Origin of the sequence: Cedecea sp. P7760 (genome assembly GCF_013386425.1) — a bacterium.
Taxonomy (GTDB): Bacteria; Pseudomonadota; Gammaproteobacteria; order Enterobacterales; family Enterobacteriaceae; genus Cedecea; species Cedecea selenatireducens.
In genome coordinates this window covers 1-17,956 of the sequence record NZ_JACARU010000002.1, presented here as the reverse complement: position 1 = coordinate 17,956, position 17,956 = coordinate 1, and the positions used below count along the sequence as shown (strand labels likewise).

17 protein-coding genes are annotated in these 17,956 nt (G+C 56.2%); 7 read left to right on the top strand and 10 right to left on the bottom strand.

Going from position 1 to position 17,956, the window contains the following annotated elements; all coding sequences use genetic code 11:
• The first annotated feature begins 17 nt into the window (after positions 1-17).
• Positions 18-1,586 carry an alkyl hydroperoxide reductase subunit F gene (gene ahpF / locus HX778_RS00375; RefSeq protein WP_176981037.1) on the top strand — a complete coding sequence of 523 codons (1,569 nt, stop codon included), beginning with the start codon at positions 18-20 and terminating at the stop codon, positions 1,584-1,586.
• Between the two features lie 81 nt (positions 1,587-1,667).
• Here the strand turns inward: ahpF and cysS are convergent, their stop codons facing one another.
• Positions 1,668-3,053: a cysteine--tRNA ligase gene (gene cysS, locus HX778_RS00370; RefSeq protein WP_176981036.1), complete on the bottom strand. Its 1,386-nt coding sequence runs from the start codon at positions 3,051-3,053 to the stop codon at positions 1,668-1,670.
• Between the two features lie 175 nt (positions 3,054-3,228).
• On the opposite strand from cysS, the gene ppiB reads away from it, so the two are divergent.
• The 5 genes from ppiB to mnmH all read left to right on the top strand — a co-directional run bounded on the left by ppiB (position 3,229) and on the right by mnmH (position 7,386).
• Positions 3,229-3,723: a peptidylprolyl isomerase B gene (ppiB, locus tag HX778_RS00365; RefSeq protein ID WP_038480312.1), complete on the top strand. Its 495-nt coding sequence runs from the start codon at positions 3,229-3,231 to the stop codon at positions 3,721-3,723.
• The gene (lpxH, locus tag HX778_RS00360; RefSeq protein WP_176981035.1) at positions 3,723-4,445 is read left to right on the top strand and encodes a UDP-2,3-diacylglucosamine diphosphatase; all 723 of its coding nucleotides are present in this window, start codon (positions 3,723-3,725) and stop codon (positions 4,443-4,445) included. The genes ppiB and lpxH overlap by 1 nt, the downstream gene beginning before the upstream one ends.
• A gap of 139 nt (positions 4,446-4,584) precedes the next feature.
• Positions 4,585-5,094 carry a 5-(carboxyamino)imidazole ribonucleotide mutase gene (gene purE / locus HX778_RS00355; protein WP_038480306.1) on the top strand — a complete coding sequence of 170 codons (510 nt, stop codon included), beginning with the start codon at positions 4,585-4,587 and terminating at the stop codon, positions 5,092-5,094.
• Complete coding sequence (gene purK / locus HX778_RS00350; protein WP_176981034.1) at positions 5,091-6,161, top strand: 5-(carboxyamino)imidazole ribonucleotide synthase; 1,071 nt, start codon at positions 5,091-5,093, stop codon at positions 6,159-6,161. The genes purE and purK overlap by 4 nt, the downstream gene beginning before the upstream one ends.
• 127 nt (positions 6,162-6,288) lie before the next feature.
• Positions 6,289-7,386, top strand: coding sequence for a tRNA 2-selenouridine(34) synthase MnmH (mnmH, locus tag HX778_RS00345; RefSeq protein ID WP_176981033.1), 1,098 nt, complete (start codon positions 6,289-6,291; stop codon positions 7,384-7,386).
• Here the strand turns inward: mnmH and HX778_RS00340 are convergent.
• From HX778_RS00340 to HX778_RS00305, 8 genes are all read right to left on the bottom strand, one after another.
• The gene (locus HX778_RS00340; RefSeq protein ID WP_176981032.1) at positions 7,376-8,581 is read right to left on the bottom strand and encodes an MFS transporter; all 1,206 of its coding nucleotides are present in this window, start codon (positions 8,579-8,581) and stop codon (positions 7,376-7,378) included. The two genes, mnmH and HX778_RS00340, sit on opposite strands and share 11 nt — an antisense overlap.
• A gap of 476 nt (positions 8,582-9,057) precedes the next feature.
• Positions 9,058-9,606, bottom strand: a complete 549-nt coding sequence (locus HX778_RS00335) for a hypothetical protein (RefSeq protein ID WP_176981031.1) — start codon at positions 9,604-9,606, stop codon at positions 9,058-9,060.
• A 225-nt stretch (positions 9,607-9,831) separates the two neighbouring features.
• On the bottom strand, positions 9,832-10,137 hold the full coding sequence (locus HX778_RS00330; RefSeq protein ID WP_255483285.1) for a transposase: 306 nt from the start codon (positions 10,135-10,137) through the stop codon (positions 9,832-9,834).
• Between the two features lie 297 nt (positions 10,138-10,434).
• Entirely contained in the window at positions 10,435-10,968 is a 534-nt protein-coding gene (locus HX778_RS00325; protein WP_176981029.1) for a hypothetical protein, read from the bottom strand.
• 270 nt (positions 10,969-11,238) lie between these two features.
• On the bottom strand, positions 11,239-11,898 hold the full coding sequence (locus HX778_RS00320; RefSeq protein WP_038480284.1) for a methionine ABC transporter permease: 660 nt from the start codon (positions 11,896-11,898) through the stop codon (positions 11,239-11,241).
• Positions 11,891-12,907, bottom strand: a complete 1,017-nt coding sequence (gene sfbB, locus HX778_RS00315) for a virulence-associated ABC transporter ATP-binding protein SfbB (RefSeq protein ID WP_176981028.1) — start codon at positions 12,905-12,907, stop codon at positions 11,891-11,893. The genes HX778_RS00320 and sfbB overlap by 8 nt, the downstream gene beginning before the upstream one ends.
• A 56-nt stretch (positions 12,908-12,963) precedes the next feature.
• A complete protein-coding gene (locus tag HX778_RS00310; protein WP_038480278.1) occupies positions 12,964-13,800 on the bottom strand; it encodes a MetQ/NlpA family ABC transporter substrate-binding protein in 837 nt (278 codons plus the stop codon).
• A gap of 228 nt (positions 13,801-14,028) precedes the next feature.
• Entirely contained in the window at positions 14,029-15,507 is a 1,479-nt protein-coding gene (locus tag HX778_RS00305; protein WP_176981027.1) for an MFS transporter, read from the bottom strand.
• 117 nt (positions 15,508-15,624) lie between these two features.
• On the opposite strand from HX778_RS00305, the gene HX778_RS00300 reads away from it, so the two are divergent.
• Positions 15,625-16,638: a helix-turn-helix domain-containing protein gene (locus tag HX778_RS00300; RefSeq protein ID WP_176981026.1), complete on the top strand. Its 1,014-nt coding sequence runs from the start codon at positions 15,625-15,627 to the stop codon at positions 16,636-16,638.
• 67 nt (positions 16,639-16,705) lie between these two features.
• Here the strand turns inward: HX778_RS00300 and HX778_RS00295 are convergent, their stop codons facing one another.
• The gene (locus tag HX778_RS00295; protein ID WP_176981025.1) at positions 16,706-17,857 is read right to left on the bottom strand and encodes a porin; all 1,152 of its coding nucleotides are present in this window, start codon (positions 17,855-17,857) and stop codon (positions 16,706-16,708) included.
• Between the last annotated feature and the right edge of the window lie 99 nt (positions 17,858-17,956).

Genomic DNA, 17,956 nt, shown 5'->3' with positions numbered 1-17,956 from the left:
CACCAGGGAGACTGACCATGCTCGACACAACAATGAAAACCCAGCTCAAAGCCTATCTTGAGAAACTAACGAAACCTGTTGAGTTGATTGCCACGCTGGACGACGGCGCGAAATCATCTGAAGTAAAAGAACTGCTGGCAGAAATAGCTGAGTTATCTGACAAAGTTTCTTTCAGCATTAATAACGACCTGCCGGTGCGCAAACCGTCGTTTTTAATCACTAACCCAGGCTCAAACCAGGGCCCGCGCTTTGCCGGCTCCCCGCTGGGTCACGAATTCACTTCCCTGGTGCTGGCCTTGCTCCAGGTCGGCGGTCATCCGTCCAAAGAGTCTCAGGATCTGCTGGCGCAAATCCGTGAGATCGACGGCGACTTCCACTTTGAAACCTATTATTCCCTCTCCTGCCACAACTGCCCGGACGTTGTGCAGGCGCTGAACCTGATGAGCGTGCTGAACCCGCGCATCACCCACACCGCTATCGACGGCGGCGTTTACCAGAATGAAATTCAGGCACGCAACGTGATGGGCGTGCCTGCCGTATATCTTAACGGCAAAGAGTTTGGCCAGGGCCGCATGACGTTGGCTGAAATCGTGGGCAAAATTGACACCGGCGCAGAAAAACGTGCGGCACAAGCGCTGAACCAGCGTGAAGCTTATGACGTGCTGATCGTCGGCAGCGGCCCTGCGGGCGCGGCGGCGGCGGTGTATGCGGCGCGTAAGGGCATCCGTACCGGCCTGATGGGCGAACGCTTCGGCGGCCAGGTGCTGGATACCGTAGATATCGAAAACTACATTTCCGTACCAAAAACCGAAGGCCAGAAGCTGGCGGGCGCGCTGAAAGCCCACGTGGACGACTACGACGTAGACGTGATCGACACCCAAAGCGCCAGCAAGCTGATCCCGGCCAAAACCGAAGGCGGCCTGCATCAGATTCAAACCGCGTCCGGCGCAACCCTGAAAGCGCGCAGTATTATCGTGGCCACCGGCGCCAAATGGCGCAACATGAACGTGCCGGGCGAAGATCAGTACCGCACCAAAGGCGTGACCTACTGCCCGCACTGCGACGGCCCGCTGTTTAAAGGCAAGCGCGTGGCGGTGATCGGCGGCGGGAACTCCGGCGTGGAAGCGGCCATTGACCTGGCGGGCATCGTCGAGCACGTCACCCTGCTGGAATTTGCCCCAGAAATGAAGGCCGACCAGGTTCTGCAAAACAAAGTGCGCAGCCTGAAAAACGTCGACATCGTGCTGAACGCCCAGACGCTGGAAGTGAAAGGCGACGGCAGCAAAGTGACCGGCCTGCAGTATAAAGACCGCGTGACCGAAAGCGTGCATGACGTTGCCCTGGCCGGCATCTTCGTGCAAATCGGCCTGCTGCCGAACACCACCTGGCTGGAAGGCAGCGTGGAGCGCAACCGCATGGGTGAAATCATCATCGACGCGAAATGCGAAACCACCGTAAAAGGCGTGTTTGCCGCGGGCGACTGCACCACCGTGCCTTACAAACAGATCATCATCGCCACCGGCGAAGGCGCGAAAGCTTCCCTGAGCGCGTTTGATTACCTGATTCGCACCTCAGCCCCAGAATAAAGCACCTGCCAATAAGGCCGCGCCACAGCGGCCAGCCATAAAAAAAGCGGCTCATTGAGCCGCTTTTTCACGTTCTGAATCTTACTTACGACGCCAGGTCGTTCCGGCCGCGCCGTCTTCCAGCACAATGCCCATCTCGTTCAGACGATCGCGCGCCTGGTCCGCCAGCGCCCAGTCTTTCGACTGACGTGCATCGTTACGCTGCTTGATCAGCGCTTCGATCTCCGCCACTTCGCCGTCGTCCGCCTGCGCGCCGCCCTGCAGGAACTGCTCCGGATCCTGCTCCAGCAGGCCCAGAATTGCGGAGAGCTTACGCAGCGCCGCCGCCAGTCCGTTGGCCGCCGCAAGATCTTCCGTTTTCAGGCGGTTCACTTCACGGGCCATATCAAACAGCACGGAATAGGCTTCAGGGGTGTTGAAGTCGTCGTCCATCGCTTCGCGGAAGCGGGCTTCGAAGGCTTCTCCCCCGGCTGGCGCCACGCTGCTGTCCGTCCCGCGCAGCGAGGTGTAAAGACGCTCCAGCGCCGAGCGAGCCTGTTTCAGGTTCTCTTCGCTGTAGTTGAGCTGGCTGCGGTAGTGGCCGGACATCAGGAAGTAACGCACGGTTTCCGCGTCGTAATACTTCAGCACGTCACGCACGGTGAAGAAGTTGCCCAGCGATTTGGACATCTTCTCACGGTCAACCATCACCATCCCGGAGTGCATCCAGGTGTTGACGTACTCGCCGTCGTGGGCACAGGTAGACTGCGCGATTTCGTTCTCGTGGTGCGGGAACATCAGATCGGAGCCGCCACCGTGAATGTCAAAGTGGTTGCCCAGCTCTTTGCAGTTCATGGCGGAACATTCGATATGCCAGCCCGGGCGGCCTTCGCCCCACGGAGAAGTCCATGCTGGTTCGCCCGGCTTGGACATTTTCCACAGCACGAAGTCCATCGGGTTGCGCTTCACGTCAACCACGTCAACGCGCGCCCCGGCCTGGAGCTGATCCAGATCCTGGCGAGACAACAGGCCGTAATTCGGGTCGGTGACCACCGAGAACATCACGTCGCCGTTCTCAGCCACATAGGCGTGATCGCGGGCCAGCAGCTGTTCAACAATTTCGATGATTTCCGGGATATGTTGGGTCGCACGCGGCTCGCTGTTCGGGCGTGAAATGTTCAGCGCGTCGAAATCTTTGTGCATTTCCACGACCATGCGATCGACCAGCGCCACAAAATCTTCGCCATTTTCATGGGCACGCTTAATGATTTTATCGTCAATGTCGGTGATGTTACGCACGTAGTTCAGCTCATAGCCCAGGGAACGCAGATAGCGCGCCACCACGTCAAACGCAACAAAAGTACGGCCATGGCCGATGTGACAGAGATCGTAAACGGTGATACCACACACGTACATGCCTACCTTTCCGGCATGAATAGGTTTGAATTCCTCTTTTTGGCGAGTCAGGGTATTAAATATTTTTAACATCAGGGGATTCCATGTAAGCGTGTGGAAGAATACTCCCTGGTATCTTACCCGATAATTTTCCCCGGCGGCAGTCTGCTTTGCATTACTGACTATGATGTAGCGTTATGCTATAACAGCGTGCTGGTACGACGGCACCGTTTGCCGCCGTACTCTCTGACACTCATAGGATGCAAGCATGGTTACTTTTCACACTAATCACGGCGATATCGTCATCAAAACTTTTGATGATAAAGCGCCTGTTACCGTTAAAAACTTCCTGGACTACTGCCGCGAAGGCTTCTACAACAACACCATTTTCCACCGTGTGATCAACGGCTTTATGATCCAGGGCGGCGGTTTCGAACCGGGTATGAAGCAGAAAGCGACTAAAGACACCATTCAGAACGAAGCGAATAACGGCCTGAAAAACACCCGTGGTACGCTGGCAATGGCTCGTACCCAGGCTCCGCACTCTGCCACCGCACAGTTCTTCATCAACGTGGCCGACAACGACTTCCTGAACTTCAGCGGCGAAAGCCTGCAGGGATGGGGCTACTGCGTGTTCGCAGAAGTGGTTGAAGGTATGGACGTGGTTGAGAAAATCAAAGGCGTTTCCACCGGCCGCAGCGGTATGCACCAGGATGTACCGAAAGAAGACGTTATTATCGAAAGCGTAACCGTAAGCGAATAATGTCGACGCTGTTTATTGCAGATTTACACCTCTGCTCAGAAGAACCGGCGATCACCGCCGGTTTTCTGCGTTTTTTGGCCGGTGAAGCCCGCCAGGCGGATGCGCTTTACATCCTCGGTGACCTGTTCGAAGCGTGGATTGGCGATGACGACCCGGAACCGCTGCACCAGCAAATCGCCACCGCGATCAAAGCGCTGGTTGATTCAGGCGTGCCCTGCTACTTCATTCACGGCAACCGCGACTTCCTGCTCGGCAAACGCTTTGCCAGAGCCAGCGGTATGACGCTGCTACCCGAAGAAAAGCTGCTCGACCTGTATGGCCGCAAAGTGCTGATCATGCACGGCGACACGCTGTGTACCGACGACGAAGGCTATCAGGCGTTTCGCCGCAAGGTTCACCAGCCGTGGCTTCAGGCGCTGTTTCTTGCCTTCCCTCTGTTTATACGCAAACGCATTGCCGCCCGGATGCGCGCCGGTAGCAAGGCCGCCAACAGCAGCAAGTCTATGGCCATCATGGACGTTAATCCGCAGGCCGTGGTCGACACCCTCACCCGCCACAATGTTCAATGGCTGATTCACGGGCACACTCACCGCCCGGCAATCCATGAGCTAACCGCCAACGGGCAACCCGCTTTCCGCTGCGTATTAGGCGCATGGCATGAAGCAGGGTCGATGATCAAAGTGACGGCGGAAAACGTCGAGCTGATCCACTTTCCTTTCTGATAACAAAGCCCGCTTTTTTGCCGATTTGCTAACCACGCAACCGTTTTCCTTGCCCGAAGTTCGTGCTATTCTCTGAGCCCTTCTGAGCGGGCGCCCGACGCCCGATGATGTCTGCACACCCACAGGAGTTTTGAGACGCATGTCTTCTGAGCACACCCCGGCGCGTATCGCCATTGTTATGGGTTCCAAAAGTGACTGGGCCACCATGCAGTTCGCCGCTGAAATCCTTACCGCCCTGAATGTCCCTCACCATGTCGAAGTCGTCTCCGCCCACCGCACGCCGGATAAACTGTTCAGCTTTGCCGAACAGGCCGAAGCCAATGGCTACCAGGTGATCATTGCCGGAGCCGGTGGCGCTGCTCATCTGCCGGGCATGCTGGCCGCAAAAACCCTGGTCCCGGTGCTGGGTGTGCCGGTCCAAAGCGCCGCCCTTAGCGGCGTGGACAGCCTTTATTCTATCGTCCAGATGCCGCGCGGCATTCCGGTCGGAACGCTGGCCATCGGTAAAGCCGGGGCCGCCAACGCCGCCCTGCTGGCCGCGCAGATTCTGGCCCTGCATGACGCAGACCTGAGCCAGCGCCTGGCAACCTGGCGTCAGACCCAGACCGACGAAGTGCTGGACAACCCGGACCCACGGAGCGAAGCATGAAGCGCGTCTGTGTCTTAGGTAACGGCCAACTGGGGCGCATGCTCCGCCAGGCCGGTGAGCCGCTGGGCATCGCCGTTTACCCTGTCGGGCTGGACGCCGAGCCGGAAGCCGTGCCGTTCGCTCAAAGCGTGATCACCGCCGAGATTGAGCGCTGGCCGGAAACCGCGCTGACCCGCGAACTGGCGCGTCACAACGCCTTCGTTAACCGCGATATCTTCCCGATCATCGCCGACCGCCTGACGCAAAAGCAGCTGTTCGATAAGCTCGGCCTGGCCACCGCGCCGTGGCAATTGCTCTCCGGCAGCCACGAATGGCAGGCCGTGTTCAGCCAGCTCGGCTCTCTGGCGATAGTGAAGCGCCGCGTCGGCGGCTATGACGGCCGGGGCCAGTGGCGCTTACGTGCCGACGAAACCGACCAGCTGCCGGAAGAGTGCTACGGCGAATGCATCGTCGAGCAGGGCATTAACTTCTCCGGCGAAGTTTCTCTGGTGGGCGCGCGCGGCCATGACGGCAGCACGGTGTTCTATCCGCTGACCCACAACCTGCATCAGGACGGCATTCTGCGCACCAGCGTTGCCTTCCCGCAGGCCAATGCCGAACAGCAGCGCCAGGCCGAAACCATGCTCACCGCCATCATGCACGAGCTGGGCTACGTCGGCGTGATGGCGATGGAGTGCTTCGTCACGCCAGCCGGCCTGCTGATCAACGAGCTGGCTCCGCGCGTGCACAACAGCGGGCACTGGACGCAAAATGGCGCCTCCATCAACCAGTTCGAACTGCACCTGCGCGCCATCGTGGATTTACCGCTGCCGCAGCCTGTGGTGAATGCGCCGTCGGTGATGGTGAACCTGATCGGCACCGACCTGAACTATGCCTGGCTGAAGCTGCCGCTGGTGCACCTGCACTGGTACGACAAAGAAGTTCGTCCGGGCCGCAAAGTCGGTCATCTCAACCTGAACGACAGCGATACCGGCCGCCTGAGCGCCTCGCTGGAAGCCCTGGTTCCCCTGCTGCCGGTGGAATACGCCAGCGGTATTGCCTGGGCGCAGAGCAAGCTGGTGAAGTAAAACCGCGTCGCGTCTGACCCTCCTTTTGTTTTTAGAGGGTCAGACCAATTTCCCCCTTTCCCTTTCCTTTGCCCGACCAGAAGCGCACAATCCCCCACGTTACGCCGCTTCAGACTAAGGTTATGCCATGGAAAAACGCCCTAACGCGCAGGACTACGACCGCCTGCTGCTCAACGACATTCCGCTGATAGACGTTCGCGCCCCGGTAGAGTTCGCTCAGGGAGCGATGCCCGCTGCCCATAACTTACCGCTGATGCTCGACGATGAACGCGCGCAGGTCGGGACATGCTATAAGCAGCAGGGCCAGCAGGCCGCCGTCGAACTGGGGCACCGGCTGGTCAGCGGCGAGCGAAAAGCCAGCCGGGTCGAACGCTGGCTGGAGAGCTGCCGCCGGCAGCCTGAAGGCTATTTATGCTGCGCCCGGGGCGGGATGCGTAGCCACATCGTACAGCACTGGCTACGGGAAAACGGCCTCGAATACCCGCTGGTCACCGGCGGCTACAAAGCCCTGCGCCAGCATGCCATGCAGGTAATCGACACCCGTTCGCAGTGGCCGATGATTATCGTCAGCGGCAACACCGGCTGCGGCAAAACCATCCTTATCCGCTCGCAGCCGACGGGCGTTGACCTTGAAGGCCTGGCGCACCATCGCGGCTCGTCGTTTGGCCGCACGATTGTGGCGCAGCCTTCTCAGGCCAGCTTCGAAAACAACCTCGCCGTCACCCTGCTCAAAATCAGCCCGACCGGGCCCAAAACGCTGGTTGTGGAAGATGAAGGCCGGATGATTGGCTCCCGCCATATCCCCGAAGCCTTCAGGGAACAGATGCTGCGCTCGCGCATTGTGGCGATCGACGATCCGTTCGAACTGCGGCTGGAGCGCCTCAAAAACGAATACTTCGAGCAGATGATCGAGGCATTTTTATCCGTCAGCGATGAAGAAAGCGCGTGGCGCGATTACGCCGAATATCTGCACCACGGCCTGTTCGCCATCCGCCGCCGCCTGGGCATGGAACGCTTCCAGCAGTTCACCGCCAGGCTGGACGAGGCGCTGCTCACCCAGCGGAAAACCGGCTCCTGCGAAGGCCATCTGGCCTGGCTGTCGCCGCTGCTGAAAGAGTATTACGACCCGATGTACCGCTATCAGCTCAGCCAGAAGGCCGACCAGATTGTCTTCCGGGGGGATTACCAGCAGGTCGAGTCCTGGCTACGCAGCATTAACGGTTAGCCGATTTATCCCCTGCCGAGAGCGCAAGCCCCAACCCGGTTACCGCCAGCAAGACCAGAGGAATGCCCACCGCCCACGGCAGCGTAAACGAAAGCGCGAACAGTGCCGTGCCGGTAGCCGGCCCCACCGATCCCTGCAAATCGCTCACCACCGAAAGCGCGGCCATATATGTCGCGCGTAACCGCGCCGGGGCTAACTTGTTCACCGCCGTCGGGATCAGCGGGCCGGTCATCATCTGGGACAGCGAATAGAGGCAGACCGCCATTACCAGCGTCACGACGTGAGGATAAGCCAGCAGCAAAACAAAGGCGGTGATAAGCGAGGAGCCTGCGCTGAGGGTGATAAACAACGGCGAGCGTCGGGCAAACAGCTTCGTTAAGGCGAGCTGACCGACCGTGTTAATCCCCGCGCCAAACGCGAACAGATAGCCGATACTGGCGGCACTCATTCCCATCTGATTGCTGGCATACAGCGGCATGACGGCCTCCACCCAGCTCCCGGCCACGCCCAACAGCAGCACCCACATTAGCAGCACGGCCAGGCGACTATCCCGGAACGCGGGCAGCAGCGCGCTAAACCCTTCTTCATCGCCCTCATCTTCCGCATCAGCGGCTAACGAACGCGTTTCCGACAGGCAAATCGCCAGCATCAGACCGCCCGCAACCATCACCGAACCTCCGGCCAGAAAAACGTAACCCAGCCCCTCCTGCACCAGCACCGTGCCCAGCAGCGGCCCGGCAATCGCGCCCGCGCCGGAACAAACGCGCATGATGCTGAACTGGCGGCGATGCTCCGCCTCGGGCGTGGCGTCCGCCACAATGGTGTAAATGGTCGGATGCAGCACCGACTCAAACAGGCCGATAACGATCAACACTGCGGCGGCGGCAAAGACGCCATGCGCAAAAAACAGCGCGATAAAGCCCGCCCCGACGCCGGTCGCCGAAATAATCAAAACGGGCCTTCTGCCCACGCGATCGGCAATGCCGCCGATAAACGGCGCGGCCAGCAGTTCGCCCCCGGCATAGCAGCCGAACAGCAGGCCAATAAACTCCACCGGGATAGCGGCAGACTGCTGCGCCCACAGCGGGAAAAACGGCACAATCGCGCCGTCGACCAGGCCGACAATGAAATAGAGGATAAAGCCCAGAACGTGGGGCTCGCGGTACGCAATAACGGGGGATGTAAAAAGTGCCATGATATTACCCAAGTACAATTACCCCGAATGCAGGGGAGAATATGTACGTTGGATAACGTTAACGTTTACGACTTACGAGAAGCTGGCCCGATACTAGCCAATCGCTTGAGAAAGGGCAACTGTGAGATTTGGGGGCTGGTGGTGGGTGGGGGAATTGGGGTAATTATTTCTGTCTGCTTAGTGCCAGAAGCGGACGTTGCGATGCCTATTGTGTAGCAAACAATCGGGCATGTTTTATACCACCCTAATACATCTTAAATTCTATATTTCATCTTAAATATAGAAAACACCGCTCACTTCATTTGACAATAATTCATATTTCAAAGGTTTTTTGATTTCTAAATTAATCTATACCCACCTTGTTTATAGCCTAAACTGTTTGCAGATTATCGTGAGTCATTTTGAACCGCTGTGGCACCAGGAATTGTAAAACATGCTCTGCTTTGATGTATAGCATTATGTAGCAACCAGATTAATCAACCCTGCCTTTTCCAGACCGTAATATCACTGCTTGTTGCCGATATAATTAACTCACCATCCCATGAGAAACCAACACAGCGAAAGTAATCATTTGCAAGCCTGAGACACCCTTCTCTATGGGAGGCAATTAATGCACTCTTACCCGGTGGACACCAGATTAACATTTCCAAAGGCCACTCTGGGGATACTCGCTCTAGTGCCTCATCATACCGATTATACATTGGTAAGCCACCACCACACAGACCAGCAATGGAAAGAATCTCACCACTCAGTGGTCCTATACCTTCACATGTAAGGCCAACTGAGTCGTACCAGTTTCCATACTCTTCATAATCTCTGGCAATAACTTCGCCACTCAGGCAATCAAGCACCCCTCTTCCGGAAGAGGAAATTATCAGGAGCAAGTGGTTATAATTGCGTGAAAAAGCGACTTCGGTTAAACCACCTACCGCCATCTCGATACAAGGTGCCCAATTACAATCAGGAACATTTTTCAGTAGCAATTTAAGGCTATTTTCATGGTTCTTTGGCTGCCAAATAGACATCTGAACTCCTTATCAGTGTTGATCGTCATTAAGCATCTCATAACGAGGATAAATGCTATTTTAACAGCATAGGATGAAGTGTCATAAACAGTTGTCTGCCCCCCTTCGTTCAAGCTCATATAGATAAGTATTGACCAACTCCCCGTGCACTAACATGGTCTGCTCCTCGCTAAAATCTGCCTGTCGATATCTGGTACGCAGTTCATTACAGGCGGCTTTGGGCCATTATCTGACGTTGTATTTTTTTATGCTAATACCATTGATATTGTATATACCTGTTCGCTTAATCCGCTTGCCCTTTTTGTCCGTAATAGTGGCTGTAAGCGTGCTGCAGCGAATGGAATGATGTTCATCAATCACCAAACGAATTGCTTCTGAATAGTCCTCCACCTCGACGAGGTCATCAGTCTTATCCAGGCCGAATGGTACAAGGTGGAATGCGGTTTTTCCCGATGATTTTCTGGTTACCTTTACAGGGTAAAGCACATCACCACTTTTATGGATCAATTCAAGGCGTTCAGTGTAAATCATGGCAATTCTCCTTAGTTTGTCTGCATGAATGTACAAACTGAAGATAGGAGATACAACAGAAAAGACAGGTAAAGATAAAATAGCCTAACTCGCCACATAACTCATTGAATTAAATATCTATTTTTGCAATGTGCAGGTAAAACTGAAATATTGATTAACCTTAGAGCCAGTTAAAGTGATCTACTCCCTATAACTCAAGACACTCTGATTTAAATATTAATTCCGAACTTCCGCTTTTCGCTCAAAACAGCCCTCCCCCCACCAGGGGGAAGGCGGCAATTTAATACCAACTTTAAATCAATGAACCAAATTCAAAACCCCGCCCGGAATCATCTCCAAACCACCATCCAACGCGCGAACAAACCTCGGGGCTTTCAAATCTTCCGCCAGCACGGTGATCAGCTCATACAGCAGCCCGGTCATCTGCTGCCTTTGCTCGGGGGACTCTTGCTGATTCAGCAGGACGATGGTTAATGCCGTGCAGTATTCGCGGAGCGGTTCGGAGTCGGTGGCTAGCGGGTTATAGCAGATGCGGGCTTCGCTCTCTTTGAGCGTCAGCTTCTCTATCAGGTGGTCCGGCAGCGGGGCTTTGAGCGTGCTTTTTAAGACTTCCAGCCCGGCGAGCAGGCGGCCGCAGAGCGCCATGCGTTCCGTTTGATTTTTGTTTTCAAGTAAATGTTCGGCGTACTGCTCGCAGATATCCAGCACCTGGAAGAGATCCATCGCTGCGCCCTGCGGCTTTTCTAGCAGGGTTGCGATATCGCCCGCAAATGCCGGGTCGTGTGGGGTGATTTCAGGGCGAGCCTGTGTGTTACTATCAGCGTTAGCCATAGCTGTTACCTCGTATAACGGTTGTGGTCAGCCCTCGTCTGGTGTTCCACCACCATTCGGGGGCGCTTCTTTTTCCGGCTTTGACCGGGTTTATCTCTTGCTCATCCCTCCGATCATACTGGATGGTTGCACAGTAACCCAGATGAAAAACCAGGCAGATTGGCAAACTTCGAGGCGGCTCGCAGGAATAATGAAACGCTTGGGGGAATTGCAGATTGGGGGCTTATCAGGAAGAAAACAGGCCGAACAGACGCCCGGCCAGAAAGAAGATTAATGCCTGTCGCGCTTATCCGCGCGTTTGGCGAGATAGTCGCCAAACATTTGCACGATCTGCACCAGCACAATCAGCGCCACAACCGTGACCACCATGACCTGGGTTTCGTAGCGGTAATAGCCGAAGCGGATCGCGAGGTCGCCCACGCCGCCGCCGCCGACAATCCCCGCCATCGCCGAGTAACCGATCAGGCTGACCAGGGTTATCGTTAACCCACGCAGCAAACCGGCGCTGGCTTCCGGCAACAGCACGGTGCAGATGATGCGCATCGGGCTGGCGCCAAAGGCCTCCGCGGCTTCAATAATGCCTTTGTCCACTTCCCGCAGCGCGCCGTCCACCAGGCGGGCATAAAACGCAATTGCCGCCACCGACAGCGGCACGGAAGCCGCAATCGGCCCGATGGTGTTGCCGAGCAGGAACTGCGTCAGCGGCAACAACAGCACCAGCAGAATGACGAACGGCACCGAGCGCACGATGTTAACCACCACCGAGCTGAAGATGTTCAGCGCGCGGTTCTGCCAGAACAAATTCCGGTCGGTAACGAAGATCAAAAAGCCCAGCGGCAGGCCGCCGATAATCGCCAGCAGCGTGGAAATGCCCAGCATCTGGAAGGTTTCGCCAAAGGCAATCGTCAGGTCCGCGACTAAATCATCCATTCAGCACCTCCACACAGGCCGTATTTTTCCGAATATGATCGATGGCATCGCCCACCGCAGCCGGGTTGCCGGGGGCGGTAATCGCCACCACCAGAATGCCCAGCGCCCGGTCGCTGATGTACTCGATTTTGCCGTGCAGGATGTTCACGCCGACCCCGAACTTCACCGCCGCGAAGGAGAGCACCGGCTGTTCGGCCGAGTCGCCAACGAACATGATTTTCAGCAGCGCGCCGCGCATGTTGTCCAGCAGGCGCACCGGCAGCGTGAGGTTCAGCGTGTGGGACACCAGCTGGCGGGTAAATTCATGCTGCGGATGCGCGAAGATATCGAACACCTCTCCGGATTCCACCACTTCGCCGCCGGACATCACCGCCACGCGGTCGCAAATCGTTTTGATCACGTTCATCTCGTGGGTGATCAGCACGATGGTGATCCCCATCTGCTGGTTGATCTTTTTCAGCAGCGCCAGAATGGTGGCTGAAGTTTCAAGATCCAGAGCAGAAGTCGGTTCATCACAGAGCAAAACATCCGGATGGTTAGCGATGGCTCGCGCAATGCCCACGCGCTGTTTCTGCCCGCCGCTCAGCTGCACCGGGTAGCGGTTGGCTTTGTCGGCCAGGCCCACCAGCTCAAGAATTTCATCCACGCGTGGGCCGATTTTACTGCGTTCCCAGCCCGCAGCTTTGAGGCTGAAAGCCACGTTCTGTCTGACAGTCCGGGTGTGCATCAAATTGAAGTGCTGGAAAATCATGCCGATGCGCTGGCGCGCTTTACGTAGCTCGGCGCCCTGCAGCGCGGTGATCTCGGTTCCACCGATTTTTACGCTACCCTCACTTGGGCGCTGGAGCGCGTTCAGAGTGCGTAATAAGGTACTTTTCCCGGCACCGCTGGTGCCAACAATGCCAAAAATCTCACCGGCCCCAATGTGCAGCGAAACATCGTTCACCGCCCGGCTGGTCTGGTTCCGGCCCGTGGGGAAGTCCACGCAGACCTTTTCAATCTTAATCATGACAACCTCAAATCAGCGATAAAGAGCAGGCATCCCGCCTGCCCGCTTTGCTCTGGTTACTTTTTATCGGCGGCAACCATCCAGTCCGGTTTCTGGAAGGCGTTGAAAATATTCTGCGGATCGTCGATCGCTTTTTCGTAGGCCGGGGACTTCACGGTCTCCACGATGTCTTTGGCGAACGGTTTATCCGCATCTTCGGCACGCACCGCGATGATGTTTTTGAGGTTCTCGTCCAGGTGTTCCTGTTTGAGCGCGGAAGAGAGTTTTAGCCCGGCGGCAATGGCAAAGTTACCGTTGACCAGCGCGGCGCTGGCGCTGTCCAGCGTGCGAGGCAGCTGCGCGGCTTCCAGAGATTTAAACACCAGGCCTTTCGGGTTGGTGGCGATGTCGCGCTCAGAGGCTTTGGTCGGGTCAATGTTCTCTTTGATGGTGATAAGCTCCATCGACTGCAGGAAGCGCAGCCCACGGGCGAGGTTGGTCGGGTCGTTAGACAGGGTGACAATGTCGCCTTTCTTCAGCTCGTCCAGGCTTTTGACTTTATGGGAGTAAATGCCCATCCCGGCGGTTGGCACGGCGATCAGCTTCGCCAGCTTGAGGTTTTTGTCGGCGGTGAATTTGTCGAAGTACAGCGAGTGCTGGAACAGGTTGGCGTCGATGCTGCCGTTCGCCAGCGCCATGTTTGGCTGCACGTAGTCGCTGAACTCGCGCACCACGACTTTATAGCCTTTCTCTTTTAACGACGGGGCGATGGCCTGTTTGACCATGTCGCCGTAAGGCCCCGGCGCCACGCCGAAGACGATGGTGTGCGGGTCGCTGTTGGCCTGAGCAAACTGCAGGCCGCTGGCCAGAAGTAAAGCGCCGGTCGCCACGCGCCAGCCGAAACGATTTCCCATGGGTATTCTCCCTTACAGAATGATGTGTGGTGTCCTGAGGCGAGCCTCTTTCACGGGCCGCTTACTAAGTCGTTGATCCAACTGGACAGAATAAGATGGCACATTCCGCTAACAGGGGTAATTGAAAATATTTCATCTTGCGCGCGGGAGAAGGCGCGGCGGGCATAAAACGGGCTTTTGCGAATAACAAAAAAGCAAAGCGGAAAACCCGCTTTGCCTGGGATGAACTTAATCAGTGCAGGATGCCGCCCGTTTGCGCTTAACGTTTGTTTTAAAATTGAACAGCAAATAACTCGCCAGCGACAAACAGCCCACCCCTACTGCGCCGTAGGCCAGCACGCCAGAAAAACCGGCATTCAGCGCCTGAATAATGAGATCGCTACTGAGCGAGCCTCTGGTCCCGCCAGCTATTTGTTCTGCCAGGGCATACCTTTCGCTCACGCTGTCGATATGGCTCTGTAAACTTTCGGCTATCCCCGCCACCAGGAGACTCCCCATTAAGGCAATATTGATGGCGAGGGTAATTAAGCGCGAACTGATATCAATCCCGGAAGCCATGCCCACGCGGTTAGCGGCGACGGAACTCGTGGTGGTGTTGGTGACCGGGGTATTGATTAACCCCAGCGCCATCCCCGAAAGTATCGCGCCGGGTAGCAAACTGACCTGATAGATGACGGCTAGTCTCATCAGGACAAATCCCAGGCCGATAGTAAGCAGCCCCAGCGGGATGAGGCGCGCGGCACCAAAGCGCAGCACAAGCTTCTCTCCGACTGGCGGCATTAACAATGTGGGCAGGGTGTAGGCCAGCAGCGCCATACCAGTCTCCATAATGCTGTAGCCCTTCCCTATCTGGTAATAAACCGGCAGATAAATCATCAGCGGCCAGAAGCTGAAATTCATCCCCACGGACCCCATCAGCGCACCGGAGAAAGGTCTGATCCGAAAGACTGAGAAATCAAACATAGGATGCGGGTGGCGTAGCTCAATTATGACGAACAGCCCCAGGCTGATAAAAGTGCCCAGCAAGGTTAACTGGGCTTCACGGCTGGTCCACCCGATATTCCCGCCCTGAGTGATGAGCCAGGTCGCCCCCACCACTCCTATGCTCAACGTCACCAGGCCCGCGACATCCAGCGGTTTCGTGGTGTTTTCCCGCGACTCGATAACATTTTTCAGGGTCAGAGCCAGGGTGAGCAGCGCAATAATGCCGTGGACCAGAAATACCCATTGCCAGCTAAACCACGCCTCCAGCACACCGCCAATGATGGGGCCAAAGCCCAGCCCAAAACCAAATGTGATCCCCCAGGCGGAAAACGCCCTGCTGCGCGCTTTTCCCTCCGGAAACTGGACCGACAGGATGGCAATCAGGCTGGTTAACATCGCCCCGCCGCTCAGTCCCTGCAAAAAACGCCCTACAATAAGCCATTCCGGCGTCCGGGCCAGGCCACAGAGAACCGACGTCAGGCCAAACCCAATAATGCTGATAATAAAAATACGCTTGCGGCCATATTTATCTGCCAATGTTCCCGTGGCCATCAGCACCGCCGTACAGGAGAGGGTATAAGCGTTCATAATCCACTGCAGTTCGCGAAAATTGGCCTGCATCTGCTTTTCCAGCACCGGCAAAATAACCGGGACGCTGGATATTTCCAGGCCCGACATTAACGCGGCCAAACAGACCGCCATCAGCGCTAATAGGTTTTTCATACTGATTTCCTGCAAAACGTTAAGAAGGTGCCAGCATGAAAGATTCGGGGTGGAGTAGAAATCGACGCCCAGGTCAGTTATCGTCAAGATCGTGCCATTTTTAGAGACAGAACGACCATGCCAGTCACCTATTCAGATCAAGACCGCGCTTTTACACCGAAAAATCGACGGCTGGTTGTGCTGGCCTATCAGTGTCTCTGCACCTTTGAGTTCGGGATTGCCGTCGAAGCTTTTGGTCGCGTGGATGAAGTGCTTGGGCAGCCTCTCTATGATTTGCGCGTCGCGTCGTTAGAAAAGGGCGTCTTTGACGCCCAGGGCGGCGTACGTTTAGTCGTGGACGGAGGACTGGAGCTGCTCGAGGATGCCGGGACAATTGTCATTCCCGGCTGGCGAAATGTTTTTGAACCGGCCCCGGAGCCGCTGATTGCCGCCTTACAACGCGCCCATCAAAAGGGTTCCCGCATAGTGTCGATTTGCGCTGGCAGCTTTATTCTCTGCGAAACAGGATTACTGGACGGCAAGCGGGCCACCGCCCACTGGAACAGCACGGAGATCCTCGCGAACAGGTTCCCTGCGGTGCAGGTGGAACACAGCATGATCTATGTCGATGAGGGCAGTCTGATCACCTCCGCAGGCGGCGCCGCCGGAGTCGATCTTTGCCTGCATCTTATCCGCCGTGATTACGGGATTGAAATCGCCAACCGGACTGCACGACGCATGATTACGCCCCCGCTACGGGAAGGCAGCCAGGCACAGTGGGTCCAGCAGCCCGTCCCTAAACGCCGCAGCAAAAGCCTGGCGCCCTTGCTGGACGATCTGCGTCATCATCTCAATACGCCCATGGTGATTGAGCAGCTAGCCAGGCAAACGGGCATGAGCCGCCGGACCTTTATCCGCAGGTTCAAAGATGCCACCGGGACCACGCCGGGTGAGTGGATGCTCAGCCTCCGGCTGGAAAAGGCTTGTGCACTGCTGGAAAGCGAGAGACTCAGCATTGATCAGGTTGCAGAACAGTCTGGATTTGGCTCAGCGGAAACGCTCCGGCATCACTTCCGGCTGCGATTTAAAACCACGCCCACACAGTGGCGCAAGGCCTTCAATGCCAGAACATGCATACCCGTTTCTGAATAGGTAAAAAAATAAGGCAGGAAACGCTAAATGAGGCGGGCAGCAGTGCTGCCACCCGCCAGAGGCACGATTAGAAATCGTAGCGCAGACGAACCAGGTTCATGTCGCCCAGGTTGTCGGTGCTGGAGGTGAAGACGTGCTCGTAGTCCACCTGGAAGCCGTAATCCAGCTTGAAGCTCACGCCCACACCGTTGTCGATGCGCTGGTAGCTGCGGCCGGTCACGTATTGCAGACGGTCACCCATGAAGTATGGCTGTACGGATTTCAGCGCGTACTGACCCACCGGGATGGTGTAACCGGCAAAGTATTCGATGCCCCACGCGTCGCCGGAGAAGTAGTTGTTGACGTCTTTCAGCTTGGTGGTCAGGAAGTTCTGGTACCAGCCGCCGCCGAAGCTGAACGTCCAGTTGTCCGGTTTCCAGCTCAGCGCGGTTCCGTAGATGTTCTGGTTGTAAGACTTGCTATCGCCGTCGTTAGGGTTACGCATATCGGCACGGGTGTAGTTCCATGCGGTGCCCCAGGTCAGGTCTTTGGTGATGTGGTAATCCACGCCCAGAGAGCCGCCGCCTTTACGCTTGTAGCGCATGCCGGTGGTGGCACGGATGTCGTTATCTTCAAACAGGTAAGAAGCGTAAACGTCCGCATCGCCGAAGGTGTTTTTATACTTCAGCATGTTACGGGAACGGTAAGAGCCGTCGTAGTCGCCGTTGATGCCGTTACCCGGAGCCTGACCGATCATGTCGTAGTCCCAGATATCGGTTTTGGCGCCAACCACGTCATAGTAAACGCTGTTCTGCTGGCCGTAGGTCAGCTGACCCCAGGTTTTGCTTTTCAGGCCGGTGTACAGCATACGGCGAGTAGTATTGTTCGCGCCGTCTGCATAGTGGTTGTCCCACTCAAATACCGCCGGAATATTCACGCCCAGCTCGTAATAGCTTATCCAGCTAATATCATCGAACAGATAATAATCAGCCGCAAAGCGGAAACGGGTGCCGCCGTCAAAGCCGTTACGTTTGTAAGAGCCTTTATCGCCGTCGCCGGACATCATATTAAACTGCGGACGAATACTGCCGCCCACGGTGAAGTTGAGGCGGCTCAGCGGGTTACCGGCCTGCGGGTCCTGCTTCAGGACGGTGATTTCCGCGTTAGCGGCGAAAGACGCCATACCTGCAAGCAGGCCGGCCCCAATCAGTAATGGTAAAGCGCGCAAATTTGCTTTCATGTGGATCCTTAGTAACCGTATTTATTATAAGCGCGGGCATATTAACGCTTATTAAGTCCGATTTCTGAGGGATTTTTATTAATTCGTGCGGTTATCTAT

Bases quoted from the DNA above. Each gene is read 5' to 3' on its own strand.
- ahpF (WP_176981037.1), top strand. From the start codon at position 18: ATGCTCGACACAACAATGAAAACCCAGCTCAAAGCCTATCTTGAGAAA.
- cysS (WP_176981036.1), bottom strand. From the start codon at position 3,053: ATGTTAAAAATATTTAATACCCTGACTCGCCAAAAAGAGGAATTCAAA.
- ppiB (WP_038480312.1), top strand. From the start codon at position 3,229: ATGGTTACTTTTCACACTAATCACGGCGATATCGTCATCAAAACTTTT.
- lpxH (WP_176981035.1), top strand. From the start codon at position 3,723: ATGTCGACGCTGTTTATTGCAGATTTACACCTCTGCTCAGAAGAACCG.
- purE (WP_038480306.1), top strand. From the start codon at position 4,585: ATGTCTTCTGAGCACACCCCGGCGCGTATCGCCATTGTTATGGGTTCC.
- purK (WP_176981034.1), top strand. From the start codon at position 5,091: ATGAAGCGCGTCTGTGTCTTAGGTAACGGCCAACTGGGGCGCATGCTC.
- mnmH (WP_176981033.1), top strand. From the start codon at position 6,289: ATGGAAAAACGCCCTAACGCGCAGGACTACGACCGCCTGCTGCTCAAC.
- HX778_RS00340 (WP_176981032.1), bottom strand. From the start codon at position 8,581: ATGGCACTTTTTACATCCCCCGTTATTGCGTACCGCGAGCCCCACGTT.
- HX778_RS00335 (WP_176981031.1), bottom strand. From the start codon at position 9,606: ATGTCTATTTGGCAGCCAAAGAACCATGAAAATAGCCTTAAATTGCTA.
- HX778_RS00330 (WP_255483285.1), bottom strand. From the start codon at position 10,137: ATGATTTACACTGAACGCCTTGAATTGATCCATAAAAGTGGTGATGTG.
- HX778_RS00325 (WP_176981029.1), bottom strand. From the start codon at position 10,968: ATGGCTAACGCTGATAGTAACACACAGGCTCGCCCTGAAATCACCCCA.
- HX778_RS00320 (WP_038480284.1), bottom strand. From the start codon at position 11,898: ATGGATGATTTAGTCGCGGACCTGACGATTGCCTTTGGCGAAACCTTC.
- sfbB (WP_176981028.1), bottom strand. From the start codon at position 12,907: ATGATTAAGATTGAAAAGGTCTGCGTGGACTTCCCCACGGGCCGGAAC.
- HX778_RS00310 (WP_038480278.1), bottom strand. From the start codon at position 13,800: ATGGGAAATCGTTTCGGCTGGCGCGTGGCGACCGGCGCTTTACTTCTG.
- HX778_RS00305 (WP_176981027.1), bottom strand. From the start codon at position 15,507: ATGAAAAACCTATTAGCGCTGATGGCGGTCTGTTTGGCCGCGTTAATG.
- HX778_RS00300 (WP_176981026.1), top strand. From the start codon at position 15,625: ATGCCAGTCACCTATTCAGATCAAGACCGCGCTTTTACACCGAAAAAT.
- HX778_RS00295 (WP_176981025.1), bottom strand. From the start codon at position 17,857: ATGAAAGCAAATTTGCGCGCTTTACCATTACTGATTGGGGCCGGCCTG.